At 72.6% G+C, this 12530-nt stretch carries 7 protein-coding genes; all 7 read right to left on the reverse strand.

Annotated features, from left to right (window positions below):
- Positions 1-15: 15 nt before the first annotated feature.
- A complete protein-coding gene (locus IO24_RS0127195; protein WP_045296672.1) occupies positions 16-1854 on the reverse strand; it encodes an arabinofuranosyltransferase AftB family protein in 1839 nt (612 codons plus the stop codon).
- Positions 1851-4091: a bifunctional glycosyltransferase/CDP-glycerol:glycerophosphate glycerophosphotransferase gene (locus tag IO24_RS0127200; protein ID WP_031139950.1), complete on the reverse strand. Its 2241-nt coding sequence runs from the start codon at positions 4089-4091 to the stop codon at positions 1851-1853. The genes IO24_RS0127195 and IO24_RS0127200 overlap by 4 nt, the downstream gene beginning before the upstream one ends.
- 8 nt (positions 4092-4099) lie before the next feature.
- The gene (locus IO24_RS0127205) at positions 4100-6298 is read right to left on the reverse strand and encodes a bifunctional glycosyltransferase/CDP-glycerol:glycerophosphate glycerophosphotransferase (protein ID WP_031139953.1); all 2199 of its coding nucleotides are present in this window, start codon (positions 6296-6298) and stop codon (positions 4100-4102) included.
- Positions 6299-6458: 160 nt separating this feature from the next.
- The gene (locus IO24_RS0127210; protein WP_031139955.1) at positions 6459-8720 is read right to left on the reverse strand and encodes a bifunctional glycosyltransferase/CDP-glycerol:glycerophosphate glycerophosphotransferase; all 2262 of its coding nucleotides are present in this window, start codon (positions 8718-8720) and stop codon (positions 6459-6461) included.
- Positions 8721-8862: 142 nt separating this feature from the next.
- On the reverse strand, positions 8863-9723 hold the full coding sequence (locus tag IO24_RS0127215) for a carbohydrate ABC transporter permease (RefSeq protein ID WP_045296674.1): 861 nt from the start codon (positions 9721-9723) through the stop codon (positions 8863-8865).
- Complete coding sequence (locus IO24_RS0127220) at positions 9720-11072, reverse strand: carbohydrate ABC transporter permease (RefSeq protein WP_420823227.1); 1353 nt, start codon at positions 11070-11072, stop codon at positions 9720-9722. The genes IO24_RS0127215 and IO24_RS0127220 overlap by 4 nt, the downstream gene beginning before the upstream one ends.
- A 4-nt stretch (positions 11073-11076) precedes the next feature.
- Positions 11077-12489 carry an ABC transporter substrate-binding protein gene (locus tag IO24_RS0127225; RefSeq protein WP_031139961.1) on the reverse strand — a complete coding sequence of 471 codons (1413 nt, stop codon included), beginning with the start codon at positions 12487-12489 and terminating at the stop codon, positions 11077-11079.
- Positions 12490-12530 lie beyond the last annotated feature (41 nt).

The following is a 12530-nucleotide window of genomic DNA, read 5'->3' on the forward strand; positions in this document are numbered from 1 at the left end:
TGACACCGGATCACTTCATCGGGTGAGGCCGCTACGCCCACCTGCCGGTCGGTCGCACAGCGCCTGCTGCGCCGCGGCCGGCCAGCGCGCGAAGCGGAACCGGGTCCGCTCGGCCGCCCCGGTGAGGTTCCGCCAGAACCGCTCGGCGGTGAGCGGCGCGCGCACGGACTCCCTGAGCTCGGCGAGTTCGCCGCACCCGAGCGCGGCCCGGGCCGCCTCGACCGCATCCCGCGGGGCCCCGGCCCGCAGCAGGTCGCGCTGCGGCGGATGCTCGGCCGCCCACTGGGCGAAGACCCAGTAGTTGCGCAGGAACTTCTCGTGCCCGGGCCAGCTCCACCGCTCCAGCGCCAGATGCGCGCCGATCGGACTGGCCAGCCCCCAGGCGTCGTTGACATAGGCGTCCAGCGGCGCCGCCGCTCCCGTCACTCCGAGGTGACGTCCCACGATCACCACCTGGTACGGGGAGTCCGCGCGCGCCGGTGTGGCGTGCAGCCGACGCCCCGCGTCGAAGTAGAGCAGCGTCGGCGCGGGCGCGCGCTCGGCCCGGGCCAGCATGGCGCGCCCCTCCGGCAGGGCGGGCCAGTTGGCCACCCAGGTGGCGGTGCGCACAGGGTTGTGGTCGCCGAGGCCCTCCACGTCGGAGCTGCGCACGTTGAACGACCCGGGCGTGCTGCGCACGTCGAACGGCGCCCGCAGCGGACTGACCGCCGCGCACAGCCACACCACCAGCAGCGCGCTCGCGACACCCGTGAACCTGGTGGCGGGCACGACCAGCACCGGCAGGAGCAGCAGCAGAAGCGCGGGAAGGATCATGCGGGCGTGCATGTAGTCGCCGCCGACGCGGACGACGTACCCGGCGAGCAGCAGGCCCGCCGCGAACGGCGCCAGCAGCACCGCGAGCGAGGCCCGCCCCGGGGCGCGGTCCCGTTGCTCCCGGCGGGTGCGCCGCACGAGCAGGGCGGCCAGCACCCCGAGCACCGGGAGAGCCGGCCACAGCCAGTACGGCCCGAGCGTCTCCTGCACATACCCGGCGCCCCGGCCCCAGTCGCTGGCGCTCGCCTCCTTGGCGATGGCGGGCAGCGGCACCAGGATCCCGTAGTACCCCGCCCGGAACACCTCGTACGCCAGCGGCACCGCTCCCGCCGAGGCCAGCATCGCCGCCGTGCCCCGCCGCGAGGGGCGCAGCACCCACCACTGCGCGGCCAGGAAGCACGCCGTGACCACCGCCAGATCGGGCCGGACCAGCGGACCCAGCCCGAACACGAAGGCGGCCGCGTACGTCTCCCGGGCCCGCTGACCGCGCCGGGTCCGCGTCAGCAGCCACCACGACAGGCCGGTCCAGAAGGCGCCGAGACCGCTCTCCAGACCCGAGGTCATGTACGACCAGAACGGCGGCACGGCCAGCAGCACGAACACACCGGCCGGGAGCAGCAGCCCCGCGCCCCGGTGCAGCCGGCACGTGGCGAGCAGGGCGAACGCGAACCCGGCGGTGCTCAGGCCCAGGCCGAGCCCGACCGCGAGGAACGCCGGGTCCTCACCGGTGACCCAGGTGGTGAGGGCGAGCAGCCACTGCCAGAGGGTGCCGGTCGAACTCTCGGCCCGCTCCCCGACGTTGAACACCGGCCCGTTGCCCGCCAGGATCTGCCGGACCGGGCGCAGGTAGATGAGCCCGTCGTCGCAGATCCAGCGACGCCGGTAGCCCAGCACGAACAGGGCCGCGGTGGGCACGGCGACCAGGGCCGCGTGCCACGCGCCCGCCCGCCGCAGCCGCTCGGCGGCGGCGGGCGGCCGGGCCGAGGAGGCCCGCTGGCCGGGCAGGGAGGGGACGGCCTCGGGGGTCGCGGGAGTTCTCATCTCTCGATCAGCGCCTCGGGACGTGTGCGGGAACCCTCGGTACGGCGGGCCGCGGGCAGCAGCGCCCCGCCCCGCTCGCCCAGCATCAGCAGGCGCACGACCCGCTCGGCGGCCCGCCCGTCCTCGAACTCGCAGTACCGCTCCCGGAAGCCGGAGCGCAGCCGCGCCGCCTCCGCGTCCTGCCAGGTGCCGGACGCGAACAGCCAGGCCAGCTCCCGGTAGGAGCGCGACACATGGCCGGGCGCGTCGGCCGTGATGTCGAAGTAGGCGCCCCGGCTCGCCGCGAAGGCCCCCCAGTCGTCGGCGTGGACGACGATCGGCCGGTCCAGCAGGGCGTAGTCGAACATCAGGGCGGAGTAGTCGGTGACCAGCACGTCGGAGGCGAGCAGCACGTCCTCGACGTGCGGCTCGTCCGTCGCGTCCACGACCACGCCCCGCCGGTGCAGGTCGGCCAGGCCGAGACCCCGCGCGACGCCCACCGCCAGCGACGGGTGCAGACGGACGACCAGCGTGTGCCCGGGGCCCAGGTCCTCGGCGAACCGGGCCAGGTCGAACCGGTCGACATGGCCGCCCCGCCGGTAGTCGCGCCGGGTCGGCGCGTACAGCACGACCGTGTCACCGGCCGGGACACCGAGCCGCTCACGCACCTCCCGGCCCCGCTCCGGGCCGGCCCCGACCAGCACGTCGTTGCGCGGGCTGCCGGTCCGCAGCGAGGTGAAGTGGCACGGGTACGCCCGCTCCCAGGCCCGCTCCGCGTGCCGCCCCGCGACCAGGCTGTAGTCCCAGCGGTCGGCCCGGCGCAGCATCTGCGGCACGTCGAAGCCCTGCCGGGCGCCCGGCTTGGTCAGCAGGTCGGCGCCCATGTACTTGAGCGGGGTGCCCTGGTGGGTGTGGATGTGGACGCTGCCGGGCCGCTTGGCCAGGGTGCCGGGCCAGTTGACGTTGTTCACCCAGTACGTGGCCCGCGCCATGACCTCGTGGTAGCGCCGTGAGCCCGGTGTCACATGGTCGACGCCGGGCGGCAGCGCGTCCACCGCGTCCTCCCGGACCACCCACACGCCCCGGATGTGCGGGGCGATCTCCAGGGCCTTGGCGTGGATCGCCGCCGGGTCGCCCGTCACGCCCCGGTGGTGGGTCGCCGAGTAGACGGCGAGGTGCGGATCGAGGGGGCGCTTCGACTGGGCCGCGTACCAGCCGCGCAGGGCCGACTCCGACGCCTTCTTCGCCACCCGCCGCCGCCCGCCCAGGGCCGCCGCGCGCAGATCCCGCAGCCCGCGTGCCGCCGCGTACGACGCGTAGGGCGCCGACGCGAGCAGCCGCATCTCGACCCCGCGCCAGCCGTCCGGCTGCGGAAAGCCGCCCTCGGGGAGGTGACGGCGGTGGAAGGAGCGGATCTCGCGGTAGAAGTAGCCCCGGTCCGCGGGCCGCACCCGGTCCTCGCGGGCCAGCACGAACAGCATGTGGTCCAGCGCCCGCTCCAGCAGCAGCGGCCGCGCCCAGTCCAGGTCGGGGCGCTGCTCCAGGAACGCGAACAGGCCCTCGTACTGCGGGAAGATGTCGAAGTGCCGGCGCCCGGGCGTCTTGGTGATCGCGCCCTGGCGGCGCTGCCGGTACTCCACGCCGATCCGGTCCAGACAGGCGATCCGGTCGGCCAGCACCATCGACCGGTAGGTGACCGGCGCGTCCTCGTACAGCCCGGGCGCGTACTCCAGCCCGTGCTCCTGGAAGAAGGAGCGCCGGTAGGCCTTGTTCCAGGCGACCAGGAACAGGTTCAGGTACTGCGGGCTCTGCCGGATGCCGAACGTCTCCAGGCCCGCCGTGGCCAGCAGGTCCGCCGCCTCGCTGCGCCCGCCCCGGCCCCACCAGTGGGTGCGCACATGGTCGAAGACGAGGATGTCCGGGTCGTCGGTCGCCGCCAGGCGCGCGGCGACGGCGGCCAGCAGACCCGGCGTGTACTGGTCGTCGCTGTCCAGGAACAGGACGTAGTCGCCGGCCGCCTGCGCCAGGCCGGCGTTGCGGGCCCGGCCCAGACCGACGTTCTCGGGCAGGTGCAGCACCCGCACCCGGGCGTCCCGGGCGGCGTACTCGTCGAGGATCTCGCCGCTGCCGTCGGGCGAGCGGTCGTCCACGGCGATCACCTCGAAGTCGCCGTAGGACTGGCCGAGCACCGAGTCGAGACACGCGCGCAGGAAGCCCTGCACCTTGTAGACGGGGACGATGATGCTGAAGCGGGGCACTTCTTCGGTCAGCTCCTCACGAGGGTGGCGGCGGGGGCCGGGACGCGCTCCGCCAGCGGGATCACGGGCGGGATCGACTCGGGCGGCTCCTCCAGCAGCACCCGGCGCACGACGCGCTCGGCGGCCCGCCCGTCGTCGAACTGGCAGAAGCGCTCCCGGAACGCGGCCCGCGCGGAGGTGGCGGACTCGTCCGCGTAGGAGCCGTCATGGAAGACGGCCGCCAGCTCCCCGGGCGTACGGGCGATGCGGCCGGGCGGGAGCCGCATCAGGTCGAAGTAGACGCCCCGCGTCTCCCGGTAGACGTCCCAGTCGTCGGCGTACACGACGATCGGCCGGTCCAGGTTGGCGTAGTCGAACATGATCGACGAGTAGTCCGTGATCAGCGCGTCGGCGGCCAGGCACACGTCCTCCGACGAGCGGTGCCCGGTGACGTCGATGATCCGGCCGCCGCCCCGGGAGGAGCCCTGGTCGTAGAAGTAGTGGGCGCGCAGCAGGACGACGTAGTCGTCGCCGATCGCCTCGCAGAACTCGGCCAGGTCCAGGCCCGACGCGAAGCCGGTGGCGTAGTCGCGGTGCGTGGGCGCGTAGAGCAGGGCCTTCTTGCCGTCGGGGACGCCCAGTTCCTTGCGGACGCGGGCGACGTCCTCGGCGGACGCCGAGCAGTAGACGTCGTTGCGCGGATAGCCGTACTCGAGGGTCTCGTGGTCGCCGGGGAACGCCGACTCCCACATCTGGGTCGAGTGGCGGTTGGACGTGAGGTTGTAGTCCCAGCGGTCCACCCGGGCCAGCAGCTTGGCGAAGCTCCCGGTCGCCGCCGCCACCACGGGGTACGTCGACTGGTCGGCGCCCATGGTCTTCAGCGGGGTGCCGTGCTGGGTCTGGAGGTGCACGCTGCCGGGGCGCTTGACCACGGCGTCCGCGAAGTTGGCGTTGTTGACCAGGTACTTGGCGCGGGCCAGCACCTGCCAGTACTTCCGGCTGCCGATCACCGCGTACTCCACGTCCGGCGGCACGCTGCCCACCGCGCCCGGCTCCACCAGGAACACCGCGCGCAGGTGCGGGGCGAGTTCGCGGGCCTTGGCGTGGATCGCGGCCGGGTTGCAGGCGTAGCCGCGGCCCCAGTACGCGCAGTACACGACGAGGTTCTCGTCGAGCGGGAGACGCAGGCCCGCCGCGTACCGCAGACGGGTGCGCAGCCCACGGGGGCGGGGGAGCAGCGCGGCGGCCCGCAGCGCACCGCGGTTGGCGGCGCGCAGGGCGCGGAACACCGGGTACGACCCGGAGGCGAGCAGCCGGTGCTGGACGCCGAGGCTGCCCCCGGGCGACCGGTAGCCGGCGGGGCGGTGCCGCCGGTGGAGCGCGCTCGCCCGCCGGAAGAAGGCCCGCCGTCCGGACGTCAGCCGCCGGGGGTGGGCGGCCGTCTTCAGCACGGCGGCGAAGAGCTGCTCGAACAGCGGCGTCAGCCGGTCCGCCGCCAGCCCCTGCTCCGTGGCCCGCGTCAGCACCAGTTCGGCCTGGTCGAGCAGCTCGGTGTGGTGTTCGCCGGGGAGATTCAGCCGGCTGCCCTGCCGGCGCAGCAGATGCCGCACGACGACCGTGCGCAGGGCCGCCACCCGCTCCGCCCGCAGGGTGACCAGCCCGCCGAAGCCGACATCGGTGAAGTGGCCCCCGGGGAAGGCGAGGTCCTGCTCGGTGAGGAAGGCCCGGCGGTAGGCCGCACTCCACGCCGGCAGCGCCACGCCCGTCAGCCGCGGGGCCAGGCCGGGGGAGAAGGCCCCCTCCGGCGTGCGGGCCAGCAGGGGCGCGGCCGGGTTGGTCGGCTCGCCCTCCCACCAGGGGGTGCGCTCGTGCTCGAAGTACAGCACGTCCACGTCGCCGGTCTCGCCGAGCCGGGCGTCCAGCGCCGCCAGCGCCCCCGGGACCAGGACGTCGTCGCCGTCGAGGAACAGCACATGGCCGCCGACCGCCGCCTTCAGCCCGGTGTTGCGCGCCCCGGCCAGTCCGGCCGACGGCGGCGAGTGCACCGGCGTCACCCGGGAGTCCCGCTCGGCGTACCCGGTGACGACGTCCGCCGCCGGTGCGTCGGGTGCGTCGCACACCGGGATCAGCTCGAAGTCGCCGAACGACTGGGCGAGGACGGAGTCCAGTGCCAGGGACAGCCGGCCCGCGACCCCATGGGACGGGACGACGATGCTGAAGCGGGGCATTGCGCTCTTTCTGTCAGGAGGCTGGTCTGTCGGAGGCCGGGCCGTCTCACACGGCGCGCGGGCGTCCCCGCCGCCCGGACGGACGGCAGGAGGGCGGCCGGCTGGGTGCCGGCCGCGACGGGCTGGAGGGCATGCGGACTCCCCGGGGTGGGAACCGTGGTCAGAGGCTGTCGGTGACGGCGTGGGGACCGGCCGGCAGCGGCACCGTGGTGAGCGGCTCGCGGACCAGCGAGGCCGCCGCCGAGGGCACCGGGCGGCGCTCGCCGAGCGGCACGACCGGCGGCAGCTCCGACTCCCCGAGGACCACGCGGCGCACGACCCGCTCGGCGGCCCGGCCGTCGTCGTAGGTGCAGAACCGCTCGCGGAACGCCGCCCGCAGCTGGGCCGACCGGGAGCCGCGCCAGTGGCCGGTGGCGAAGATGTCGATCAGCTCGTCCTCGCCGCGTGCGACCGCGCCCGGCGGGACGTCGCGCAGATCGAAGTAGGTGCCGCGGGCCGCGTCGTACGCCTCCCAGTCGTCGGCGTGGATCACGATCGGCCGGTCCAGGTTGGCGTAGTCGAACATCAGCGACGAGTAGTCCGTGACGAGGGCGTCCGACGCCAGGCAGAGCGACTCCACGCTCGGGTGGCCGGAGACGTCGACGACCCGGCCGCAGGTGCTGGTGAGCGGGGCGTCGTAGGCGTGGTGGGCGCGGGCCAGGACGACGAAGCGCGGGCCGAGGCGCCGCACGATCCGCTGGAGGTCGAGGGGGTGGCGCTGGGAGCGGCGGTAGTCGCGGTGGGTCGGCGCGTACAGGATCGCCACCGCGCCCCGCGGGATGCCGAGCGAGGCGCGCAGCCGGGCCACGTCCACCGGGGTCGCGGTCCGGAACACGTCGTTGCGGGGGTAGCCGTACTCCAGCGTGGTGTAGCGGCCGGGGTGGACGCGCTCGTGGGTCAGCGTGGTGTGGCGGTTGGCGGACAGCACGTAGTCCCACCGGTCGACGTCCTTCAGCAGCCGTGCGAAGTCCCGGCCGCGGGCCGCCGCGGGGCGCTCCTGGAGGTCGAGGCCGATGTGGCCCAGCGGGGTGCCGTGCCCGGTCTGCACCAGGACCTGGCCCCGCCGCTTGGCCAGGTGGTCGTCGAAGCCGGTGTTGCTGACCAGGTAACGGGAGCGGGCGAGCGCCGTCCAGTAGGCGGCCGTCCCGGGGACGAGGCGGCGCGGGCCGGGCGGGATCGTGTGGTGGTGCTCGCGGCGGGCGATCCACGCCGTGCGGATGTGCGGCGCGAGGCCGCGGAACGCGGTCTCCAGCGCGCCCGGGTTGCAGCCGTGGCCGCGGCCGTCGTAGGCGGCGAAGACGGCGCGGTCGGCGCGCAGCGGCAGGCAGCGCTGGATGCGGTAGTGGGTCCTGAGGGCGGCCGACCGCAGGCCCCGCAGCAGCTTCCCGGCGGCCCTGGCGGTGGCGCGGTGCAGGGCCGAGGCCAGCTGGAGGGTGCGGTAGGTGCGGTGCAGGCCGAAGCGGATCAGGACGTGGTGGATCCGGCAGCGCAGGGGGACGGGTACGCCGGGGGTGCGGTACCGGCGGTAGTGGGCGCGGGCCCGGCGCAGGAAGTCGGCGTGCGAACCCCGGGGCAGCCGGTCCCGCCGGGAGTACACGATCGCCAGATGGTGCACCATGCGGCGGAACAGCACCGGCCGCCACTGGGCCAGCCCGGGGCGCTCGTCGACGAACGCGAAGACCCGGTCGTACTGCTCGAAGACGTCGAAGTGCCGCTCGCTGGTGGTGCGCAGGATGCTGCCCTGCCGCCGCTGCCGGTAGTGCACGCAGACCCGGTCCAGGGTCGCGATCGACTCGGCGGTCATCAGCACCGGGTACGTCCACGGCGTGTCCTCGTAGACGCCGGGCGGGAAGGCGAACCCCTCCCGCTCGACGAACTCCCGCCGGTAGGCCTTGTTCCAGGCGACCATCAGCAGTCGCAGCAGCCCAGGCCGGTCCTCCAGGCGGAACGGCGCCGGGCCCTGCTCGGTGAGCTGCAGGGCCGCCTGGTTGCGGATCGCCTCACCCGTCCAGTACGTGCGCGCGTAGTCGAAGACCAGCACGTCCGGCTCGCCCGTCTCCTTCAGCCGGTCGGCGATCGAGCGCAGCGCGTCGGGCGTCAGGGTGTCGTCGCTGTCGAGGAACAGCAGGTAGTCGCCGCTCGCGTGCGCCACACCGGCGTTTCTCGCGCGGCCCAGGCCCACGTTCTGCGGCAGATGGACGGGGCGTACGCGCGTGTCGCGGGCGGCGAACTCGTCGATGATCGCGCCGCACGCGTCCGGCGAGCAGTCGTCGACGACGATCAGTTCCAGATCGGGACAGGACTGGGAGAGCACCGATTCGAGGCACTCGTGCAGGTACGCCTGAACCTGGTACGCGGGGACAATGACACTGAACCTGGGCAAGAGGCCATCCATCGGTCGGCGCGGGCGTTCGGCCCGGGAACGGCCGGTGGGCCGACTTGGTTACGGTGGCTACGGCATCCGGGGGAACGTGGAAGGGGCGGACCGCCCGCGGCCCGCCCCTTCAACTACTCTGTTCCGACTGTTACTTGACCGCGCCCGCCATCACGCCGGACACGAACTGCCGCTGGAACGCGAAGAAGACGGCCAGCGGGACCACCATCGAGATGAACGCGCCGGGTGCCAGCACGTCGATGTTGTTGCCGAACTGCCGTACCTGCGTCTGGAGTGCAACCGTGATCGGCTGGCTCCCGGAGTCCGAGAAGATCAGCGCGACCAGCATGTCGTTCCACACCCACAGGAACTGGAAGATGCCGAGGGCGGCGATCGCCGGTCCGCCGAGCGGCAGCACGACGCGGAAGAACAGCCGCAGTTCACCGGCCCCGTCCAGGCGCGCCGCCTCCAGCAGCTCTCTCGGAATCTCCGCGAAGAAGTTCCGCAGCAGGAACACCGCGAACGGCAGACCGAATCCGACGTGGAAGAGCACCACGCCGATCACCGAGCCGAAGATGCCGAGCTTGCCGAAGAGTTCGGCGATCGGGATCAGCGCGACCTGCACGGGCACGACCAACAGGCCGACCACGCCCAGGAACCACCAGTCCCGGCCCGGGAACTCCATCCAGGCGAAGGCGTAGCCCGCCAGCGAGCCGATGATCACCACCAGCAGGGTCGCCGGGACGGTGATCCACACGGTGTTCAGCAGGCTGCTGGTGATGTCCTCGTTCTGCAGCAGCTTCGAGTAGCTGTCGAAGGTGATCTGGGACGGCTCGGTGAACACCTTCCACCAGCCGCTCGCCGCGATGTCCTCCGGCGAGCGGAGACTGGACAGCAGCAGACCGATCGTCGGCACCAGCCAGAACAGGCCGACCACGATGAGGAGCACCCGTACCAGCCCACCACTGACGCCCTCGGCGAGTCGGGACCCCAGCGACTGTTTCGCCTTCATCGCCGCACCTCCCGCCGCAGCCGACGCACGTTGAACCACATCACCGGGATCACGAGCAGCAGCAGGAACACCGAGATGGCGCTGGCGATGCCCGGCTGGTCCTCGGAGAAGCCCTTGCGGTACAGCTCCAGTGCGAGGACGTTCGCGTCGTCCTGGGAGGAGCCGGGAGCGATGATGAAGACCAGGTCGAAGATCTTCAGCACGTTGATCATCAGGGTGACGGCGACGACCGCGAGGACCGGCGCCAGCAACGGCACCGTGACCCGTCTGAACACCTGCCACTCACTCGCGCCGTCGACCCGGGCCGCCTCCAGCAGCTCCCGGGGAATGCCCGCGAGCCCGGCCGCGATCAGCACCATCGCGAAGCCGGCCCACATCCAGATGTACGAGCCGATGATGGCCGGGGTGACCAGGGACGGGCCGAGCCAGTCCAGGCCGTTGTACGGCTCCTTGAAGTTGCTCGCCGGGAGCCGGAGTTGGGCCCCGTCGGCCGAGGCGGGCAGCGTGAAGGTGCCGTCGCCGGCGGCCGTCGCCGACGCCACCACCCTGCCGTCCTTCACGGCCTCGATCTTCATGCCGGGATAGCCCAGTTCGGCCGTGTCGACGCTGTTGAGCGTGCCGACGCCCTTGCCGCGCGTGAAGTCCTGCCAGGTCGTCCCCGTGACCTTGTCCGGCTCCGGCTCCGGCTCCGGCGCCGCGGCCGCCTTCGCGCCGTCCGGCATCATGTCGGGCGCCACCCCCACCAGGGGCAGCGAGACCGGCTCGCCGGTGCGGACGGGCGACGTGGTGATGAACGCGCCGCCGCCGGCCGGCTCCAGCGGCGAGTCCCGGCCCGGGTGGGCCTTCGGGAACGCCGAGGCCTGGGAGAACGTGTCGTGCACGCCCACCCACACCGCGTTCGCGACGCCCTTGTCCGGGTCCTGGTCGTACACCAGGCGGAAGATGATGCCTGCCGCCAGCATCGAGATCGCCATCGGCATGAAGACGACCAGCTTGAACGCCGTGCCCCAGCGCACCCGTTCGGTCAGCACCGCGAAGATCAGGCCGAGCGCCGTCGCGACCGTCGGCGCGAACACCACCCAGATGATGTTGTTCTTCAGCGCGGTGCGGATGCCCTCGTCGGTGAAGAGGGCCTTGTAGTTGTCTATTCCGGCGAAGCCGTCACCGGACTGGTCGTAGAAACTGCGCACGACCGAGTACCCGATCGGGTACACCACGAGCGCGCCGAGCAGGACGAGCGCGGGCAGCAGGAACAGCGCCGCGACGGTCCTGCGGGTGCCGGTCACACTCTTGCGCGACTTGGGAGCGGCAGGGGGCTTGGTGCCCCCTGCCGCCGGAACCGGCGTCATGACGTCAGTTCCCGTAGGCCGCGGCCGCTTCGGCCTCCAGCTTCGCCTGCGTCCCCGCGATGTCCTTCGGGTTCTTCAGGAAGTCCTGGAGGATCTTCCACTCGCCCTTGCCGGGCGTCCCGCCGAAGGCCTGCGGGGCCTGGTCGGACATGTCGAAGCGGAAGTCGTCACCGGCGTCGATGAGCGCCTTGGCGATCTTCTGCTGCACCGCGTTCGGGTACGCGGAGTTCGGCACGTTCTTGTTCGGCGAGAGGTAGCCGCCCAGCTTGGCCTGGATCTGAGCCGCGTCGGGCGACGCGAGCCAGGTGGCCAGGGCCTGCGACCCCTTCGAGTCCTGAAGGATCACGGCCGCGTCGCCGCCCGAGACCACCGGTCCGTTGTCACCGACCGCCGGGAACGGGAACACCTTCGCGTCCGTGCCGATCTTCATGTTGGAGGGGATGTTGACCTGCGCGAAGTCACCCGCGGCCACCATCGCGGCCTTGGGCTGGTCCCCGCCGGTGAAGACCTGGGTGACGGACGCCGGGAAGTCGGTCTGCAACGCCCCGTTCGCCCCGCCCGCGATGTAGTCCGGCTTGCCCCAGACCTGCGCGAGCGTGGTCAGCGCGTCCTTCACGGACGGGTCGGTCCACTTGATCTCGTGCTTGGCCAGTTGGTCGTACTTCTCCGGCCCGGCCTGCGAGAGGTACACGTTCTCGAACCAGTCGGTCAGCGTCCAGCCCTCGGAGCCGCCGACGGAGAACGGGGTGACGCCGGAGTCGTAGACCGTCTGCGCGGTCTTGAGCAGGTCCGGCCAGGTCTCGGGCTCACTCGCCCCGGCGTTCTCGAAGACCTGGTTGTTGTACCAGATCAGGGACTTGTTGGCGGCCTTGTAGTAGACGCCGTACTGCTTGCCGCCCACCTTGCCGATGTCCTGCCAGCCCTGTGAGTAGTTCTCGCCGAGCTCCTTGAGGCCCTCGGAGCCGAGGGGCTTGGCCCAGCCCCGGTCGACGGCCTGCTTGATGGCGCCCGGCTGCGGCAGCATCGCGATGTCCGGCGGCTGCCCGCCGGCCACCTTCGAGCCGATGAAGTTGACGATGGGGTCCTGGGCGGGCACGAACGTGACCTTGGCGCCCGTGCGCTTCTCGAACTCCGCCAGGACCTTCTTGAAGTTGGCCTGTTCCGTACCGCTCCACACGGCGGCGATCTCCAGGCTCGTGCCGTCCAGCTTCGGAAGAGTGACGCTGTTGGCGGTCTCCTCGCTGTCGCCCGTGTTTCCCGTGCTGTCGTTGTCGTCGCCTCCGCAGGCGGTGAGCGAGAGCGCAAGCGCTCCCGCGGCGACGGCTGCCGCGGCCTTGGCGGCTCTGCGGTGCTGGGGGGTCGCCTTGTCCCGCTTGGGCGACCAGCGTGTCCGGATGGTGCTGCTCGTCATGCGCATGACTGCCCCGTTCTTCGTTCCTCGTCGAACGTCGAGCGCGC

This window comes from Streptomyces flavovariabilis (genome assembly GCF_000725785.1).
GTDB lineage: Bacteria > Actinomycetota > Actinomycetes > Streptomycetales > Streptomycetaceae > Streptomyces > Streptomyces hawaiiensis.